The sequence below is a fragment of the Nordella sp. HKS 07 genome (assembly GCF_011046735.1).
Lineage (GTDB): Bacteria > Pseudomonadota > Alphaproteobacteria > Rhizobiales > Aestuariivirgaceae > Taklimakanibacter.
This window is the reverse complement of the sequence record NZ_CP049258.1, coordinates 2,621,077-2,639,895: the sequence shown is the minus strand read 5'-3', so window position 1 is coordinate 2,639,895 and position 18,819 is coordinate 2,621,077. Positions and strand designations below refer to the sequence as shown.

Below are 18,819 nucleotides of genomic sequence, written 5' to 3'. Positions count from 1 at the left end.
GTTACGCCTCCCGCTTCATTGACGACATAGCTTTGTAATGATCATCGAGCGGCCAACCGGCGAGATCAGCCGCCGCCTGGATGCATTCGACGAGGGCCGCGCCCTCCACCTCCTTGCGATGCGCCTTCATGTCGCCGTCGCGATAGGCGTTGAGGATACGGAACGCCATTGGGTCCATGCCGATGCGGCGGGCGAGCTTGTCCATCTGCACTTCGAGGGCGAAGTCGCCAATGGTGACGCCGAAACCGCGCATGGCGCTCGAAGGCGTGCGGTTGGTGTAGACGCAATGGCAATCGATCCAGACATTGGGGATCGTGTAGGGCCCCGGCATATGGGCGGCGGCCTTGGTGGTGCCATAGGGCGAATGACGCGAATAGGCGCCGGCATCGACATAAAGCGTGACCTTGCGCGCAATGATGCGGCCATCCTTCATCAGGCCGTCCTTGATATAGATGCGCTCGGCGGCGCGCGGCGATGAGACCTGCATCTCCTCGGCGCGGCTGAATTCATATTTGACCGGCCGCCGCGTCAGCATGGCGGCGAGGAAGGCGACAGGCTCGGTGATGACGTCGACCTTGCCACCGAAGCCGCCACCGACCGTGCCGCCGACGAGGCGCAGTTTGTGGAAGGGTGATTTGAGGATCAGCGCCGTGTTGTCGAGGGTGAAATAAAGCGCCTGGGTATTGGAATAGCAGGTGTAGCGGTCATTCTGGTCGGGCACCACTATGCAACCCGTGGTCTCGGTCGGCGCATGCTCGATGGGCGAGGACTGGTACATCTCCTCGACGACAAAATCGGCGGCGCCAAAAGCGCTCTCGACGTCGCCATAGCGGACACGGCGGCAGTGATGACCCTCATAGGTGAAGTAATTGCGCCCGTGGTATTCGTTCACCAGCGGCGCCTCGGGCTTCAGCGCCTCCTCGACATCGAAGACGGCCGGCAGCACGTCATAGGTGATCTTCACCCTGGCGGCGGCGTCGCGCGCGGCGGCGTCGCTTTCGGCGAGGATGGCGACGATCTGCTCGCCCTTGTAGCGCACCTTGTCGAAGGCGAGCACCGGCTCGTCATTGGGTTCGACCTGGATGAGGCAAAGGATGGTGTAGATATTCTGCGGCACGTCCTGGGCGGTGAGGATGCGCACGACGCCCGGCACTTTGAGCGCCTTAGCTGTATCGATCGAGACGATGCGCGCATGATGATGCGGACTGCGTACCATCTTGAGATGCAGCAAACCGGCGAAGTGGCGGTCGGCATAATATTGCGTCTTGCCGGTGACATGGCCGAGCGCGTCGGAGCGCTGGCGGGTGACGCCTACTTCGGTCAGTCCTTCCGGGCGGGCGTCGCTGAAATATTCCTTGCGGTATTCCATTTGCTGCTCCCTCACGCGCGCTTGCCGACGGGATCGCGCATCCGCTCGGCCACGCTGAGGATCGCGGCGATGATCGGCTCGTAGCCGGTGCAGCGGCAGATGTTCCCTGAGATCGCGTCGGCGATCTCGGCGCGCGTCGGCTCAGGATTGCGGTCGAGCAGACATTTGGCGGCGAGGATCATGCCCGGCGTGCAGAAGCCGCATTGGGCGGCAAAGCCGTCCATGAAGGCCTGCTGAAGCGGATGCAGCGCGCCGTCGAGGCTGAGCCCTTCGAGCGTGGTGATCTCCCGGCCCTCGCAGCGCTCCGCCAGAGTGAGACAGGACAGATGCGGCTCGCCGTCGATGATGACGGTACAGGCGCCGCATGTCCCCTGATGGCAGCCGGCCTTGGTGGCGTAGAGGTCGAGCCTGTCGCGCAGCATCGCCAGAAGCGTCGAGCCCGATTCGACGAATTCATTCTGCTCTCGCGCGTTGAGCGTGAATTCCACGGCGACCTTGGTCATGACGTACTTCCCTTAAGCGGTGAGAAGGCGGAAGAAATAAACGGGGGCTATCTCGCGGCGATACCAGGCCGAGGCATAGGCGTCGTCGGCGGGCGATGTTTCAGTCGTGATGAGATTTGCCGCCGCCGCTATGGCTTCATGATCGAGTGCGGCACCTTCGAGCGCGGCCTCTGCTTTGCGCGCCCTGACGGCATTCTCCGCCATGGCGCCCAGCGCGATGCGGGCGCCCTTTATCTTTCCCGCCTTGCGCGGCAGCAGCGCCGCGATGGTCACGACCGAGGCGCTCACCGGCTTGCGGCGCACCGCCTTGAAATAGCGAAAGGCGCCTGCCGGGGGAGACGCGAAGGATACCGAGACGATGCAGGTCTTGTTGAGCTTGTGGCGTTGCCTGAGGAAGGCCTCGATCACGAGCTTGCGTGTCGTTTTGCCGTCATGAAGCGTGACCTCGGCATCGAGCGCCAGCAGGGCCGCCGCCATATCGCCATAGGGTGCCGGCGCGAAGAGATTGCCGCCGACTGTCGCCATCGCCCTGACCGCCGGGCCGCCAATCGAATTGGCGACGGGATGCAGGAATTTGAGGCGCCGGTCGCGGGCGATCTTCGCCATGGTGACCATGGCGCCGAGCGTGACCTTGCCCCCCTTCGCCGTGACCTGATCGAAGCCCAGACGGTCAAGGGTGATGAGGGCGGATCCGGATGTCGGCCCCTGATTGAGATCGGCGATAGCCAAGGTGCCGCCGGCGACGATACGTCCACCCTTGGCCTGCAATGCCGGAACGAGGCGCGCCTGTCTGGCCGCCGTAAGCGTGACGGACATTCTGAACCTCCCATTTTTCAGGCTAGTTGGCGCTTTTCAACACGCGTCCAGCCCGTTATTGTTCAAACAGGCTAACTTAACGATTATCGATAATCAATCCACAAATGAACAAATCGCTCGAAGACCGATCCCAGTCCCTCGCCGACCGCATCCGCAAGACCCTGATCGAGCGCATCGCCACCGGCCATTACAAAAGCGGCGAGCGGCTCATCGAGATGCGGCTCGCCGAGGAGTTTGGCACCAGCCAGATGCCGATCCGCGAGGCGTTGCGCGATCTCGAAATGGCGGGGTTGGTGACAGCCAAGCCGCGGCGCGGCTCCTTCGTGAAGCCCTTCGCCAGCAGCGCACAGCGCGAGATCTATCTGGTGCGCGGCGCGCTCGGGGAGGCCGCCGCGCGGCTCGCCACCATCAATCCGGCGCTCGACATCGACGGGCTGCAGGCAGAGGTCGACTTCATGCGCGATGCGGCGCGCAACAAAAATATCGAGCAGATGATACGCCACAGCGTCGCCTTCCATCGCGCCATCGTGGCGGCGGCCGGCAATGAGCTTCTGCTCAAATTATGGGACTCGCTGCATCTCGAAATCCACACAAGGGTCACTCTGTCGGAGCCCGGTATCGATTTCATGGCCGCAGCCGACAGCCATCAGCCCATCGTCGACGCGATCAAGGCGAAGGATGTCGAGCTCGCCTGCCGACTCTCGCGCGAGCACCAGGCCTATTTCGAGCATCGGCTCAATGTGTGAACGATCAGGCCGAACTCGACGCCGCCCAGAGATTGACATTGCTGTCGATGGCGAAGCGATCTATCTCGGCCAGCTCATCGGGTGTGAAATCGAGATTGGCCAAGGCGCCGACATTCTCCTCGATCTGCTCCGGCCGGCTCGCGCCGATCAAGGCTGTCGTCATACGCGGATCGCGCAGCACCCAGGCGAGCGCCATCTGAGCCAGCGACTGGCCGCGACGCTCGGCGATGGCATTGAGGGCGCGCAGACGGCCAAGCACGGCTTCGTTGAGGAATTCCGGCAAAAGCGATTTGCCGGCGGTGGCGCGGCTGCCCGGGGGAACGCCCTTCAGATATTTGCCGGTAAGCAGCCCTTGCGCCAAAGGCGTGAAAGCAATGCAGCCCATGCCTTCCTTTTCCAAGGCCGCGAGCAGGCCGTCACGTTCAGTCCAGCGATTGAGCATCGAGTAGCTCGGCTGATGAATGAGCAGCCTGATGCCGGCGTTCCGTAAAAGCTCCGCCGCTTCCGCGGTGCGCGCCGAACTGTAGGACGAGATCCCGGTATAAAGCGCCTTGCCCTGCCTGACGGCGGTCTCGAGGGCACCCATCGTCTCTTCCAGGGGCGTCTTGGGATCGAAACGGTGCGAATAGAATATGTCGACGTAATCGAGGCCCATCCGTTTCAGGCTCTGGTCGAGGCTGGCCAGAATGTATTTGCGGCCGCCGAATTCGCCATAGGGTCCAGGCCACATGCGATAGCCGGCTTTGGTCGAGATCACGAGCTCGTCGCGGTGGCCGGCAAAATCCGTCCGCAATATCTGCCCGAAAGCCTCCTCGGCCGATCCCGGCGGCGGCCCATAATTATTGGCCAGATCGAAATGAGTGATCCCCAGATCGAAAGCCCGGCGGCAGATGGCGCGGGCATTCTCGAGATGCGAATCCTCACCGAAATTGTGCCACAGACCCAGCGACAGCAATGGCAGATCGAGACCGCTTCTGCCGCAGCGGCGATATTGCATGGTCTGATAGCGATCGGCATGCGGCTGGTAGCTCATTCCAAGACCTCGTCTTAAAAAAACACCCTCATGCTGAGGCACGAGCGAAGCGAGCCTCGAAGCATGATCCAGGTACACAGGCCTTGCCGCTTGCCACCCTTCGAGGCCCGCCTTCGGCGGGCGCCTAAGGGTGAGGGTAGTAGGCGGTACCAATCACATCCTGCTCCAGTGATCCATTTCAAGTAGTCCGACTGCGGCTGCGGCTCAAATGGTCGAGCGCCACCGCCAGCAGCAGCACGATGCCGCGCGCGGTATCCTGAAAGAACGGTGCGACATTCATGAGACTCATGCCGTTATTCAGGCTGCCCATGAGCAACGCGCCGACCAGGGCACCCAGAATGCGGCCGCGGCCGCCGGAAAGGGCGGTGCCGCCGATGATCGCCGCGGCGATGGCATCGAGCTCGAGGAAAAGACCCGCACTCCCGGCCACCGCACCACCGACCCGCGCGGTGAGCGCGACCCCCGTGACGCCATAGGCGAAACCGGCAATGACGAAATTCCAGAAGATCGCCTGTTTGATGTTGATGCCAGCAAGGCGGGCGGCCTCGGGGTTGCCGCCAATGGCATAAAGCTGCGCGCCATAACGCGTGCGGCGCATCACCAGCTCCGCGGCCAGGGCGCAGACCGCGACGAGCAGGACAAGATAGGGAATGCCCTGCCAGGAGACGATGAACAAGGCCACGCCAGCGGCGATGACGACTGGAATAGCCGTCTTGATGAAGATGGATTGCGGCCGCGCGATTACGCCCAACCGATAGGCACGCCTGATTTCAAGCCCGCGCAGAGCCAGGAAGCCGGCAGCGGTCAGCACGACCAGCAAAATCGAGGGCACCGGCGGCAAAAAGGCGGTGGCGAAACGGGTGAGTGGCCGCGGCAAGGAGGCGATCGTCGCCCCGTTGGTGACGATCATCGAGAAGCCGCGAAAATACAGCATGCCGGCCAGGGTCACGATGAAGGACGACACGCCGATGCGCGTGACCCAGAAACCCTGCCATGCGCCCATCAGCAGGCCGACCAGAATACCCGCCGCCACGGCGATCAGCGGATTGACATCATATTGTCCGGCCAGGAGGGCGACCACGACGCCGACAAGGGCGACGGCCGAACCGACCGAAAGATCGAAATTGCGCGTGACGATCAGCATCACCGCGCTGATGGCCGCAAGGCTCACGATCGATGTCTGGAGCGCGAGCAGAACCAGATTGCGCGGCGTGAGGAAGATGCCGTCCGTCGCCACATAGAAGAAGAGCCAGATGGCGGCGAGGATCAGAAGCAGCATCGATTCGCGCAATGAGGACAGGCCGAGCAAGGCGAACCAGCCTCGCGACTCTCGCGCGGGCCCCGCTTCGTCTTTCGACACCGTCAGCACAGGGTCAGACATCGGCGGCCATTCCCAGAATGCGCTCTTCGCTCAGATCACCGCGGGCGACCTCGCCGACGGCTTTGCGGGCCCTGAGGACAAGGACACGGTCGCAGATATCGACCAGTTCCTCGGCATCGGTGGAGGCGATGAGAATACTGCGTCCCGCTTCAGCGAGTCTCGCCCATAAACGCTTGATCTCGCTGCGGGCGCCAATGTCGACGCCGCGCGTCGGATCGACCAGGATGAATATCCGCGCATCGGCCGCGAGCCAGCGCGCCACCTGGACCTTCTGCTGATTGCCGCCCGACAAGGTTCCGATCCAGCTTTCGATCGACCTGGTCTTGATGGCAAGCTCGTGGACGAGGCTGCCTGTGGTGCGCCTAGCCCGCGCCTCATCGATGAAGCCATGAGACGACAGTCTTCCGAGGCTGGCGAGGATCGTATTGTCATGCACGGTCTGATCGAGCATCAGGCAGTCACGCCGGTCCTGCGCCATGAAGCCGATGCCCCGCGAGACGGATTCTTGCGGATCGGCAAGAGCGGCCGGCTCACCCGCAAGGGCAATCGCTCCCTCGCGCTTGCCGGGCCAGGCTCCATAGAGAGCAACAGCGGCCTCGATGCACCCCGAGCCCACCAGACCAAACAGGCCGACGATCTCTCCCTGAGCCACAGTCAACGAGATATCGTTCACCCGCAGCCGCGCCTCGTCATCGGGATCGAAGACCTTGAGATGCTCGACGGAGATGGCAGCCGGCAATCTCGCGGTCATTCGCCTTTCGACCGGCGCCAGGGTGCGGCCGACCATCTGGGCGACGACTTTGGCGCGCGTCACGTCCGCCGTCGCATGCGTGCCGCAGATGCGGCCATCGCGCATGATGATGATGCGATCGGACACCGAGAAGACTTCCGCCAGGCGGTGGGTGACAAAGATGATGGCCATGCCGCGCCGGGCCAGGAGTCGCATGCGCTCGAAGAGCTTCTGGGCCTCGCCTTCGGTGAGCGCCGCCGTCGGCTCGTCGAGAATGAGAAGATCGACGTTCTTCGACAGCGCCCGGGCAATGAGCGCCAGCTGCTGGGTCGCCAGATCAAGCGCCTTCATCGGCAGTGAAGGATCGATATCGAGGTCGAAATCGCGCAAGGCTTCGGCGGTGCGCGCCAGACGCAGCGGGTAATCGAGAAATCCCCAGCGCGACGGCTCGGCATTGAGAAATAGATTCTCGGCAACCGACAGTTCCGGGGCGACGTTGATCTCCTGCGGCACGAGCGCGACGCCTGAGGCCTCCGCCTCCGCCACGTTGCGCGGGTGATAGGGTCGACCGGCGAGAAAAATGTCGCCAGTGAAACTGCCGGCGGGATGCAGGCCGGCGAACATCTGGATCAGGGTGGATTTGCCGGCGCCGTTCTGGCCGAGCAGGGCGACGATCTCACCCGGATTTATGGTGAGGCTGACGTCGTCGACTGCCAGGACGCCGGGAAATCGTTTGCTCAGATGCGCGGCCGTCAGGGCGGCGACGGACGAAGGATCACGTGCCGCGCGATCCGCCGTCATTGTGCCCGCCATCGTCATGGCCGAGTACCGCCGACTTCAGTTGCATTTAGGCATCTTGTCCGGAACGTTCTTGTAGACTTCCTTGATGTCCAGCCAATGCTGGTGGGTGCAGACGAATTCCGGCATTTCCTTCTGGCTGACGAGATAGATCGGCGTCTTCACCCAGGGAATGTCGGCGGCCTTGTTGTTGATCTTGTCGGTGGCGCCGATATCTTCGCATTTCGCCATGGCGATCGCCGCCTTGGCGCCGGCCACCGCCATTTCATCGGGCGCCGGCCACACGCTGCCGAACATGCGGCCTTCGACGATGGCCTGAGCCGCCGCGAGTTCCATATCCTGGCCGGTGACGGGGATCGAGCCTGCCGCGATGCCGGCGCCGTCGATCGCCTGCAGCACGCCCACTGACATGCCGTCATAGGAGACGAGGAAAGCATTGATGGCATTGTTGTTCTGGGTCAGGGCATTCTCGGCATGGGCCTGCGCGGCTTCCGTCTTCCAGCCCGGCGAGAACTGATCGAGGACGATCTTGATGTCACCTTTGGCGACCAGCGGATCGACGATCATGTGATAGCCTTCCTGCATCTGGGTCGATCCGGTCTGCCCCGGGTCTCCGCCGATCAGGGCATAATTGCCTTTGGGGACCGCGGCGATTACGGCACGCGCCGCCGACGCACCGCCTTCGCGCGGGTCGCGGCCGATGAACGCCGTCTGATTGGCCCCGAGGATCAAGTCGTCATAGGAGGCGATCGGAATGCCGGCCTCGTTGGCCTTCTCGGCAATCGAAGCGGCGACGTTGAAATCAACCGGCTGGATGACGATGGCATCGACGCCCTGGGTAATGACATTCTCCGCCTGGGCGACCTGCTTGGCGGCGTCATGATCGGCCGATTGAACGAGAACCTGATAGCCGCCCGCTTCGGCGGTCTTGACGAAGAAGGGCACGTCGGCATTGAGATAACGGAAGGCCTTCTGGTGCTTCAGCATGAAGGCGATCTTGCCGGTCTTGCCCGGCTTGCAGTCCCCCGCGGCCAAAGCGGGCACCGAAACGGCAATTGTCGCGGCGAGAGCCAGAGGCACCATCAACATCGCGAAATGCTTGGTCATGACATCCTCCCATCGAGCGGCCGCCTATAGATGATGACTCGCTTGATGGTAACGCTAACAACGACTAACATATGAGTCAATCCGACAAACTTGTTGAGTTTATTAAATTCTATCTTCGCGCCGGATTGATCTGCTGTTAGATAACGAACATCGATGTTAGCGTAACATCAGGAATGAGGATGGCCGTAACCCTTCGCGACGTCGCCCAGAGAGCCGGTGTCTCGGCAATGACCGTCTCGCGCGTGGTCAACGGCAACAGCAGGGTCGATGCCGAAACGCAGCGCCGGGTCGAAGAGGCGATGCTGGGCCTCGACTACATCCCCAACCGCCTGGCCCGCAGCCTCGTGTCGCAGCAGACAAAGACCATCGGGCTGATCGTGCCGGATGTGGTCAACCCGTTCTTCGCTCCCGTCATGAGAGGTGCTGAGAGCACGGCCCGCAAAGCGGGCTACCGCGTGCTTCTGTGCAACAGCGAGGGCGATCTCAGGCTGGAGCGCGAATTTATCGATGATCTCGTGGCGCACCGGGCCGAAGGCCTGCTGCTGGCGCCGGCCAGCGATCATTCGCGCCTCGCACTATTGCGGCTGCTGAAAGGCGGCTTTCCCCTCGTCCTGCTCGACCGGGCCCTGCCCGATACCGACTGCGATCTGGTGGTCAGCGACAATGTCGCGGGCGCACGGCGCCTCACCGAACATCTGATCGGGATCGGACATCGGCGCATCGCCCACTTCACCGAATCCGATGATGTCTCGACCGGGAGAGACCGCCTCGAAGGCTATCGCCAGGCGCTCGAAGCGGCAGGCATTCCGATCTCCGAGGATCTGATCTTCCGCACGACGTCGGACCGCATCGGCGGCTACCGCGCCGCGCAAATGATGCTCGGTCTAGATCCCCTGCCGACGGCGATCTTCACGGTGAACAACATGACGGCACTCGGCACCATGCAGGCTTTGCGCGAGCGCGGCCTGTCGGTGCCGGAAGAGATCGGCCTCGTCTGCTTCGACGATGTCGAACATCTCGCCATACTCTCACCCTTTCTCACCGTCATCGATCAGCCCGGAGAAACCTTCGGCAGCCTCGGCGCCCAACTGCTATTCGAACGCATATCCGGCAAGGCGGGAAATCGCAGCCGGCGCATCATATTGCAGGCCGATCTGATCGTGCGGCAATCCTGCTGCGTCAATAGCGGCGTGCCGAAGCGAGCTATTTGAGCGCGCTCAACTCATCAGCTTAGGCCGACGGATCGGGCGGCCCCCAAGGCCGGACGGGAGAGGGGGAAGATTGGAGAGGCCTAGCGCTTCGCTGGCAGCACCGTTAGAAGGCCACGCGTGAAGCCGGATGGGAAAACCGTAAGGTGATCCTCACCGTCAACAACGTCCGTTGCGACAGTCAAACCCGGATAGTTCCGCGATTCAAGCTTCTTCGCGAATTTATGCATGTCCCCGACCATATCGATTTCTTTCCGATAGCGCGGCTTGTTCCCGACGGTTTCAAAGGAACCGATATACAAGAAAACGTTGGCTGGAAGGTCGCTATTTGCGGCGGCATATTGCTGCTCGGCCGTGAAAATATAACGCTTGTCGTACCAGAATGACGGGCTCCCGAGGACATAGTCGCTGAACATGGTTGGCTCGGTCAGCAGGACATGCGCCCCGAACAGCCCGCCATAGGAATGCCCCATCAGAATAAGGCGCTGAGGATCCGTGCGAAATTTCTTCTGTACAAAGGGCAGAACCTGATTTTGAAGATAAATGCGATAGGCTTCAGCCTCCCCATGGACGAACGACTGACCTGTGCTCCTGCTCGTAGATGTTCCTGCTGGCGTCGGTGTGTAGTCGCGATTACGGCTGAAGATGGGGCTGTCACCTACGGCATAGGACAAACCGACAAGGATGAAATCTTCCAGCGCCCTGCCGTCATCGCGAACACGATTGGTGATGCTACGGACGACGGGGAAGGCATAGTCGGAATCTGTCACATAGAGAACAGGATAGCTGCGGTCAGGGTTCTGCGCGTAGGAGGCCGGGAGGTTCACGAAAATTTCGTAGGTCCGCCCGGAAACAGGGTCCGGAACGGCCCAGACCTGTGTGCCCTTCAACTCGTAGGGCCGACCATCGGCTAACGCGCCTCCGGTCATAATCATAAAAAAACAAGAAACCAAAGCAACGAGAAATTTCAAAGAGAATCTCCACACCGATTAGACCGAAACCGGGCGCGATATCGTCATTCAATGTGTCGTAAATTTAGTGAAGTTCGAAAAATCTCGGGGTTAACTTAACAAGCTGATAATTTCTAACCTGTGTCGCACCAAACGGAACGTCAATCCCCGCCAATTCAGCCGTCAACCACAATGACTGCGCCGCGCAGCGGTGTCACGGAACTGACGCAGCGCTCGACGTTGCGATCCCTGTAGTAAGCGTAGCGCGGCGCATAGTCGCCACGGGATCAGCTCATCAGCTTGAGCTGGCGGATCGGGCGGCCGGGCGAGACGGCCTGGGCCGCCGCCACGATGCCATTCACATCGATGCCGTAGTGCCGGTAAAGATCGGCGATCGTGCCCGTCTGGCCGAAATGTTCCACGCCCAGCGAGCGGGTGCGGTGGCCATGGACGGCACCGAGCCAGGCAAGCGTCGCCGGATGGCCGTCGATCACCGTGACCAGCGGGCAATGCGATGGCACCTCGGCGAGCAGACGCTCGATATGGCTCTTCGCATGGACGAGGCCATGCTCGCGGGCGCGCTGCGCCGCCGTCCAGCCGGCATTGAGCCGATCGGCCGAAGTGACGGCGAGGAGGCCGACATCGCGACGGTCCTCGGCCATGAGGCCCACCGCCTCAATGGCTTCCGGCGCCAGACAGCCCGTATAGGCGACGACGACCTGCGCATTGGGGCCGGGTTTGCGCATCCAATAGCCGCCATTGACGATGCCCTCGGCGAGCTCGGGCGTCATGGCGCGGGTCGGCTGCTCGATGGGCCTTGTCGACAGGCGCAGATAGATCGAGCCACCCACCGCATCACGCAGCCACGTCGTCTCGTCGACCTCCGCCTCCCCCGAGCGCTGGACATAATCGAAGGCGAAACGCAGGATCACCGCCAGCTCATCGACGAAGGCCGGTTCGAAACTGGCGAGCCCGTCCTGCGCCATGCCGATCAAAGGCGTCGCGATCGACTGATGGGCGCCGCCTTCCGGCGCCAGCGTGATACCCGACGGCGTGGCGGCGAGTATGAAGCGCGCATCCTGGTAGCAGGCATAGTTCAAGGCATCGAGGCCGCGCTCGATGAAGGGATCATAAAGCGTGCCGACGGGGATGAGTCTCTCGCCATTGATCGAATGCGAGAGGCCCAATGCCGACAGCATGATGAAGAGGTTCATTTCCGCGATACCGAGCTCGAAATGCTGGCCTTGCGGCGAGAACTCCCAGGCGAAGGTCGAGGCGATGCGCTCCTTCTTGAAGGTGTCGGCCATCTCGGTGCGCGCGAAGAGGCCGCGCCGGTTGACCCAGGCGCCGAGATTGGTCGACACCGTCACATCGGGCGAGGTGGTGACGATGCGACGCGCCAGATCGCTGTCGCTCTTGCCGATCTCGTTCAGAAGCTGGCCGAAGCCCGCTTGCGTCGAGGTGGTGGCGGGCTGCGCCGTCGTGATCTCGGCCGGCACCTCGATGCGCGGGCTCACGAAACGGCGCGTACCCTTGCGATTGAACGGCGCCTCTTTGAGAAAATACTCGAGAGCCGGAACCGGTGTCGCCAGACCTTCAAAGGGCTCCCATTCATGGCCGGGCCTGACCTGCATCGTTTCGCGCAAGGCTTCCGTCTGCGCCGTCGTCATCAGCCCGGCATGATTGTCCTTGTGGCCGGCGAGCGGCAGGCCGAAGCCCTTGATCGTATAAGAGATGAAGCAGACCGGCCGGTCGTGCGTCTGCGCCGCCGCGAAAGCCTCGAGCAGCGAGGGCAGGTCATGGCCGCCGAGATTGGTCATGAGGCGTGCCAGGTCGGCATCGGAACGCCGCTCGATCAATTGCGAGAGCGGCCCCTGATCGCCGATATCGTCGAGCAATCGCTTGCGCCAGGCGGCACCGCCCTGGAAGGTCAGCGCCGAATAAAGCTGATTGGGACAGGCATCGATCCAGGCGCGCAGGCGCTCGCCGCCCGGCTCCGCGAAAGCCTCGTCCAGAAGCCGGCCATATTTGAGGATGACGACATCCCAGCCGAAATTGCGGAAGATCGATTCGAATCGCTGCCACAGACCCTCGCGCACCACCGCGTCGAGACTCTGCCGGTTGTAGTCGACGATCCACCAGGTGTTGCGCAGGCCATGTTTCCAGCCTTCGAGCAGCGCCTCGAAGATATTGCCTTCATCCATCTCGGCATCGCCGATCAGCGCCACCATGCGCCCTTCGGGACGCTCGGCCGCCCAGCCCTTGGCGCGCACATAGTCCTGCACCAGGGACGAGAAGAGCGTTTGCGCGACACCCAGGCCCACCGAGCCGGTCGAGAAGTCGACATCGTCCACGTCCTTGGTGCGGGACGGATAGGACTGGGCGCCATGCCAGGCGCGGAAGGCTTCCAGCTTCTCGCGCGTCTGGTTGCCGAAGAGATACTGGATGGCGTGGAAGATCGGGCTCGCATGCGGCTTGACGGCGACACGGTCTTCCGGCTTCAGCACCGCGAAATAGAGCGCCGTCATGATGGTGGCGAGCGAGGCGGAAGAGGCCTGGTGGCCGCCGATCTTCAAGCCGTCGGACTTGGAGCGGATATTATTGGCATTGTGAATGGTCCAGGTGGAGAGCCAGAGGACCTTGCGCTCGAGATCGGACAAAAGGGCTAAGCGGGGATCGGTCATCGTCAGCTCCGGAAGGGGGCTTCAAGCTAACAAAACTGACGCACAGTGTTTTACCAATTTCAGCTTGTCCAACAGCTCATATTGGCGATATCCATCAACAGCTCTCTCCATCCTAGCAGAAACAGGCAAGAATGAAATTGGATGATATCGACCTTAGGATCGTGCGCGCTTTGCAGATGGACGGGCGCATGCCGGTGCAGGAACTTGCCGACAAGGTCGGACTCTCGGCCTCGCCTTGCGCCAGGCGCGTGCGCAATCTGGAGAAGGCCGGCATCATCAAGGGATATGCGGCGGTCATCGATCCCGCCAAGGTCGGCCTGCCGATCAGCGTTTTCGCCTCCGTCAAGCTCGAGCGCCAGCGCGAGGAGGAACTCGACCGCTTCGCCCAGGCGATCTCGCGCTGGCCGGAAGTGGTCGACTGCTTCCTCATGACCGGGCAGCGTGATTATCTGATGCGCATCGTGGTGAGCGACCTCGAGGCCTATGAGCGCTTTCTCAAAGAGAAGCTCACGCGGCTCGACGGCGTCGCCTCGATCGAATCGAGCTTCGCGCTCGGCGAGGTGAAGCGCTCGCATGCGCTGCCGGTGAAGTGACGCTGGAAAGGAACGGATGATGGATCGGTCCAAGAAACTCGCGGAGCTGCGCAGCCGGCGCTGGTTCAGCGTCGATGATCTGCGCGCTTTCGGCCATCGCTCGCGGGCGCGCCAGATGGGCTATGACCAGGACGATTGGAACCGGCCGATCATCGGCATCATCAACACCTGGTCCGATATCAATCAATGCCATGCGCATTTCCCCGACCGGGTGCAATGGGTCAAGCGCGGCGTCCTGCAGGCGGGGGGCATGCCGATCGAACTGCCGGCGCTCAGCCTGAGCGAGCCTTTCGTCAAGCCGACGACCATGCTCTATCGCAATCTGCTGGCGATGGAATGCGAGGAACTGATCCGCAGTCACCCGATCGACGGCGTGGTGCTGATGGGCGGTTGCGACAAGACCACGCCCGCTTTGATCATGGGCGCGACGTCGGCCGGCCTGCCGGCGATTTTCGTGCCGGCCGGCCCGATGCTGCGTGGCCATTGGCGGGGCGAAGTGCTGGGCTCAGGCTCCGACAGCTGGAAATATTGGGACGAGCGGCGCGCCGGCAATATCAGCGATGCGGAATGGGCCGGCATCGAAGGCGGCATCGCGCGCTCCTACGGGCATTGCATGACCATGGGCACGGCAAGCACCATGACCGCCTATGCCGAGGCCCTGGGCATGACACTTCCCGGCGCGAGTTCCATCCCTGCCGCCGATTCATCGCATCAAAACATGGCCGCCGCGTCCGGCCGCCGCGCCGTCGAAATGGTGTGGGAAGACCGGACGCCCGACAAGATCCTGACCCGCGAAGCTTTCGATCATGCGACGATGGTGCAGATGGCGATCGGTGGATCGACCAACGCCATCATCCATGCCATCGCCATGGCGGGCCGTGCCGGCATCTCCTATGGCCTCGATGATTTCGACGCCATTTCGCGGCGCATACCGGTGATCGCCAATATCAGGCCGTCGGGCTCGACTTATCTGATGGAGGATTTCTTCTATGCCGGGGGCCTCAGGGCCATCCTGAAACGCCTCGTGCCGCATTTCCACGCCACGGCGATCACCGTCACCGGCCGGCCGATCATCGAAACCGCCGAGACAGCCGCCATATATGATGAAGACGTGATCCGTCCGCTCGACCGGCCGATATATGGCGAAGGCGCCACCGCGGTGCTGCGCGGCAATCTGGCGCCCAATGGCTGCGTGATGAAGCCCGCCGCCGCCGAGAAGCGCTTTCTCAAACATCGCGGACCGGCGATCGTCTTCGAATGCTATGCCGAGATGAAAGCCCAGATCGATCGCGACGATCTCGATGTGACGCCCGATCATGTGATGGTGCTGAAGAATGCCGGACCGCTGGGCGGGCCGGGCATGCCGGAATGGGGCATGCTGCCGATCCCCAGGAAGCTGATCAAGGCCGGCATCCGCGACATGCTGCGCGTTTCCGATGCGCGCATGTCGGGCACGAGCTACGGCGCCTGCGTCCTGCATGTCTCGCCCGAGGCTTATATCGGCGGCACCCTGGCGCTGGTGAAGAACGGCGACATCATTTCGGTCGATGTGGCGCGCCGGGCGATCGCGCTCGAAGTGCCGGAGGCGGCACTGGCGCAGCGGCGGTCGGAATGGTCGCCGCCGCCACCCCGTTATGAGCGCGGTTTCGGCTGGCTCGCCGCCCGACATATGACTCAGGCGCATAGAGGCTGCGATTTCGACTTCCTCGAAACCGGGTTCGGCGCGGCCGTCGGCGAGCCCGCGATCTACTGAGAGCGCGGGGGCCATTTCGGCCCGTCTTGGCAAGTTCTTCCGATCATGTAGACTGGGCGGTCAGAGGGAGCGACACGGGATTCCGGCATGTCATTGACCCGCAGAAATCTGCTCGCCGGCGCGGCCGCGCTCGGCACCGCCAGCCTGGCCGGCGACGCTTTTGGCTATTCGAAGACCTACAGCAAATCGGCGCTGACCTATTTCGCCGGCACGGCGCAAGACAATGGGCACACATACCGCCTGACCAACTGGAAGAAGATCAAGACGCATTGGCGCCGGCAGCTGGTGCAATATTACAGCACCGAGCCGCAAGGCAGCGTGGTGATCGATACCGCCAATCATTTTCTCTATGTCGTCTTCGAGAACCAGACGGCGCTGCGCTATGGCGTCGGCGTGGGCCGCGACGGCTTCCGCTGGTATGGCCGCGCCCGCATCGACCGCAAGTCGCTGTGGCCGCGCTGGGTACCGCCGCCGGAGATGCGCAAGCGCCAGCCTGAACTGCCCGAATCCATGGAAGGCGGTCCGGACAACCCGCTCGGGCCGCGGGCGCTGTATTTGTACCGGAACGGCAACGATCTCGGCTATCGCCTGCATGGCACGACCGAACCCTGGTCGATCGGCTCGAATGTTTCGTCCGGCTGCGTCCGCATGTTCCCCGAGGACGTCATCGACCTCTATCAGCGTTGCCCGATCGGTACACGCGTCCTCGTCATCAAGAATCTGGGCGCGCCTGTCATCGATGAAAGCGCGCCGGTCGACACGCAGCCGCCGGATTAAACCTGAAGAGCGCAACAGGCGATGAAAACAGGCATAGGATATTCGAGCACGGCAGCGGCGCTGGCCCTCCTGCTTCTGCTCAGCGGCTGCACAAGCTCGGGCGACCGCGGCGGCAGCACGTTCACCGGTCCGACATCGGGAACCAACGCGCCGGTGGCGGGCGGCATCAATGTGACGCCCGGCAGCGAAGAAGATTTCATGGTCAATGTCGGCCGCCGCACCTTCTTCAAGCAAAGCTCGGCCGCCCTCGACGACACCGCGCGGGTGACGCTCGACAAGCAGGCGGAATGGCTGAGCCAGTATCCGCAGTGGAAAGTGAAGCTGCAGGGCTCGGCGGACGATCCGGGATCAGCCACCGCGCAACAGTCCCTGTCGCAGAAACGCGCCGATGCGGTGCGTGACTATCTCGTTTCGCGGGGGATCGCGCGCGAGCGACTGCAGGCCAAGGGCTATGGCCGCGAGAAGATCGGCGAGGATTGTCCCGAAATCGAGTGCAAGTCGCAGAACCGGCGCGTCGTCACCAATCTGCAGGAGGCTGCAGCGTTCTGAGACGAGGCGGGGGTGAGTGTTTTCCCTCACCCTGAGGTGGCCGCGAAGCGGCCCTCGAAGGGTCTTCTGCGGCATTCTCACTCTATCCTGTTGGATGCTTCGAGGCTTCGCCTTCGGCGAAGCACCTCAGCATGAGGGGTGTTGAGAGATTATGCGCTACTCCACCCCGATGCGCCGGACACCGTAAATTCCACGAGCGTTTCCACGCTTGCTCCAACGCCTGCACCCTCATTCTATTCCTACATCTTGATGACGAGGGCTAATCGTTGAATTGGAGTGTATAATGGCCGGTATCACAGCGCAGCAAATGAGAATGAGCCTCGCCGCCGCGCCCACGGACATGAAGATGGGACTGTCAGGCAACCCGCAAAGCGAGATCGCCGAGGAGACACTCGATCCGCAGGACTGGGGCGCGCTCAAGGCGCTGTCGCACGAGATCGTCGACGATTCGATCGCCTATCTGCGCGACATTCGCGACCGCCCCAGCTGGCGGAGCATGCCGGCGGAAGTGAAGGCGTTCTTCACCTCGCCTTTGCCGCGCAAGCCCGCCGGGATCGCCGGCATCTATCGCGACGTGACGGAGAAACTGATGCCCTATCCGATGGGCAACAACCATCCGCGCTTCTGGTCCTGGTATATGGGGGCGGGCAATTACACCGGCGCGCTTGGCGACTTCCTCGCCGCCATACAAGGTTCCAATCTGGGCGGCGGCAATCATGCCGCGGCACTCCTGGACCAGCAGGTGGTGAGCTGGTGCAAGGAGATGATGGGCTTTCCCGCTTCCGCCAGCGGCACCCTGACCACCGGCGGCTCGGAAGCCAATCTTCTGGCCCTCACCGTGGCGCGCAACGCCAAGGCCGGTGTAGATGTGCGCGAGCTCGGCATCGCGGCCATCGACAAGCCCTTGCGCTTCTACGCCTCGGACCAGGTGCATAGCTGCCACCGCAAGGCGGTGGAGGCGCTGGGCCTCGGCAATCGCGCCTTGCGTCTTATCCCCACGGAAAAGGACTTCAGGATCGATATCGCGGCCCTGCGCCAGGCCATCGCCAAGGACCGCGCCAAGGGCTTCAAGCCGGCCTGCCTCATCGCCACGGCCGGCACCGTCAACAGTGGCGCCATCGACGATCTCAATGCGCTCGCCGATCTCGCCGCCGAGCAGGATCTCTGGTTCCATGTCGATGGCTGCGTCGGGGCGCTTCTGGCGATCTCGCCCGAGAATGCCTGGCGCGTAGCGGGCATCGAGCGTGCCCATTCGCTCGCCTTCGATCCGCATAAGGGCCTGCATGCCCCCTTCGAAGCCGGCTGCGTCCTGATCAAGGACGCGGCCCAGCATCGCGCCGCCTTCGCCGTCACGCCGGAATATCTCGAAAGCACGCCGCGCGGCCTCGCCGCAGGCGCCTGGCTGCATGAATACGGGCTGCAGACCTCGCGCGGCTTCCGGGCACTCAAGATCTGGCTGGCGCTCAAGGAACAAGGAATAGACAAATTCGGCCGTCTCATCGATCAGGCCATCGCGCAGGGACAGTATCTGAGCGGGCTGATCGAGAAGGAACAGCGTCTGGAGCTTTTGGTGCCGACCACGATCAACATCGTCTGCTTCCGCTACCGGCCGGCGCAGCACCTGACGGAAGAAGCGCTCAAGGCCCTCAACACCGAGATCATGCTGAGACTGCAGGAACAGGGCATCGCCACCTTGTCCGACACCACGCTGCGCGGGCGGCATTGCCTCAGGGTGGCGGTCAGCAATCACCGCACCCGCTACAGCGATCTCGATCTCCTGGTCGGCGAGCTCCTCAGAATTGGCGCCGACCTCGGCCCATGA

Annotated in this window: 16 protein-coding genes; 7 read left to right on the top strand and 9 right to left on the bottom strand. The window is 62.6% G+C overall.

The genetic code is table 11. The features are described 5' to 3' along the window. Position 1: 1 nt before the first annotated feature. From G5V57_RS34825 to G5V57_RS12410, 3 genes are read right to left on the bottom strand one after another with little or no spacing between them, the layout of a single operon-like run. On the bottom strand, positions 2 to 1,369 hold the full coding sequence (locus tag G5V57_RS34825; protein WP_165167811.1) for a xanthine dehydrogenase family protein molybdopterin-binding subunit: 1,368 nt from the start codon (positions 1,367 to 1,369) through the stop codon (positions 2 to 4). 11 nt (positions 1,370 to 1,380) lie between these two features. After that, complete coding sequence (locus G5V57_RS12415) at positions 1,381 to 1,872, bottom strand: (2Fe-2S)-binding protein (protein ID WP_165167810.1); 492 nt, start codon at positions 1,870 to 1,872, stop codon at positions 1,381 to 1,383. 12 nt (positions 1,873 to 1,884) lie between these two features. After that, entirely contained in the window at positions 1,885 to 2,688 is an 804-nt protein-coding gene (locus tag G5V57_RS12410; protein WP_165167809.1) for a xanthine dehydrogenase family protein subunit M, read from the bottom strand. Between the two features lie 104 nt (positions 2,689 to 2,792). On the opposite strand from G5V57_RS12410, the gene G5V57_RS12405 reads away from it, so the two are divergent. Further along, the gene (locus G5V57_RS12405) at positions 2,793 to 3,434 is read left to right on the top strand and encodes a GntR family transcriptional regulator (protein ID WP_165167808.1); all 642 of its coding nucleotides are present in this window, start codon (positions 2,793 to 2,795) and stop codon (positions 3,432 to 3,434) included. A 4-nt stretch (positions 3,435 to 3,438) separates the two neighbouring features. On the opposite strand, the gene mgrA is transcribed toward G5V57_RS12405, so the two are convergent. The 4 genes from mgrA to G5V57_RS12385 form a co-directional block, all read right to left on the bottom strand. Further along, on the bottom strand, positions 3,439 to 4,467 hold the full coding sequence (gene mgrA / locus G5V57_RS12400) for an L-glyceraldehyde 3-phosphate reductase (protein WP_165167807.1): 1,029 nt from the start codon (positions 4,465 to 4,467) through the stop codon (positions 3,439 to 3,441). Positions 4,468 to 4,645: 178 nt separating this feature from the next. After that, positions 4,646 to 5,848, bottom strand: a complete 1,203-nt coding sequence (locus G5V57_RS12395; RefSeq protein ID WP_165167806.1) for a sugar ABC transporter permease — start codon at positions 5,846 to 5,848, stop codon at positions 4,646 to 4,648. Further along, the gene (locus G5V57_RS12390; RefSeq protein WP_165167805.1) at positions 5,841 to 7,379 is read right to left on the bottom strand and encodes a sugar ABC transporter ATP-binding protein; all 1,539 of its coding nucleotides are present in this window, start codon (positions 7,377 to 7,379) and stop codon (positions 5,841 to 5,843) included. The genes G5V57_RS12395 and G5V57_RS12390 overlap by 8 nt, the downstream gene beginning before the upstream one ends. A gap of 36 nt (positions 7,380 to 7,415) precedes the next feature. Further along, a complete protein-coding gene (locus G5V57_RS12385; protein ID WP_165167804.1) occupies positions 7,416 to 8,483 on the bottom strand; it encodes a substrate-binding domain-containing protein in 1,068 nt (355 codons plus the stop codon). 179 nt (positions 8,484 to 8,662) lie between these two features. On the opposite strand from G5V57_RS12385, the gene G5V57_RS12380 reads away from it, so the two are divergent. Continuing rightward, a complete protein-coding gene (locus G5V57_RS12380; RefSeq protein WP_165167803.1) occupies positions 8,663 to 9,694 on the top strand; it encodes a LacI family DNA-binding transcriptional regulator in 1,032 nt (343 codons plus the stop codon). 80 nt (positions 9,695 to 9,774) lie between these two features. On the opposite strand, the gene G5V57_RS12375 is transcribed toward G5V57_RS12380, so the two are convergent. Together G5V57_RS12375 and G5V57_RS12370 are read right to left on the bottom strand one after the other, a co-directional pair. Continuing rightward, positions 9,775 to 10,662, bottom strand: a complete 888-nt coding sequence (locus tag G5V57_RS12375) for an alpha/beta hydrolase (protein ID WP_206530255.1) — start codon at positions 10,660 to 10,662, stop codon at positions 9,775 to 9,777. Between the two features lie 266 nt (positions 10,663 to 10,928). Then, positions 10,929 to 13,325, bottom strand: coding sequence for a transketolase (locus G5V57_RS12370; protein WP_165167802.1), 2,397 nt, complete (start codon positions 13,323 to 13,325; stop codon positions 10,929 to 10,931). 131 nt (positions 13,326 to 13,456) lie between these two features. On the opposite strand from G5V57_RS12370, the gene G5V57_RS12365 reads away from it, so the two are divergent. The 5 genes from G5V57_RS12365 to G5V57_RS12345 all read left to right on the top strand — a co-directional run bounded on the left by G5V57_RS12365 (position 13,457) and on the right by G5V57_RS12345 (position 18,819). Then, the gene (locus tag G5V57_RS12365; RefSeq protein WP_165167801.1) at positions 13,457 to 13,918 is read left to right on the top strand and encodes an Lrp/AsnC family transcriptional regulator; all 462 of its coding nucleotides are present in this window, start codon (positions 13,457 to 13,459) and stop codon (positions 13,916 to 13,918) included. Positions 13,919 to 13,937: 19 nt separating this feature from the next. Further along, positions 13,938 to 15,671, top strand: a complete 1,734-nt coding sequence (gene araD / locus G5V57_RS12360; protein ID WP_371744816.1) for an L-arabinonate dehydratase — start codon at positions 13,938 to 13,940, stop codon at positions 15,669 to 15,671. A gap of 87 nt (positions 15,672 to 15,758) precedes the next feature. After that, positions 15,759 to 16,448 (top strand): L,D-transpeptidase, encoded by a 690-nt coding sequence (locus tag G5V57_RS12355; RefSeq protein ID WP_165167799.1) that lies wholly within the window; start codon positions 15,759 to 15,761, stop codon positions 16,446 to 16,448. Between the two features lie 21 nt (positions 16,449 to 16,469). Beyond that, positions 16,470 to 16,997, top strand: coding sequence for an OmpA family protein (locus G5V57_RS12350; protein WP_165167798.1), 528 nt, complete (start codon positions 16,470 to 16,472; stop codon positions 16,995 to 16,997). Positions 16,998 to 17,343: 346 nt separating this feature from the next. Continuing rightward, positions 17,344 to 18,819 (top strand): aspartate aminotransferase family protein, encoded by a 1,476-nt coding sequence (locus tag G5V57_RS12345; protein WP_206530307.1) that lies wholly within the window; start codon positions 17,344 to 17,346, stop codon positions 18,817 to 18,819.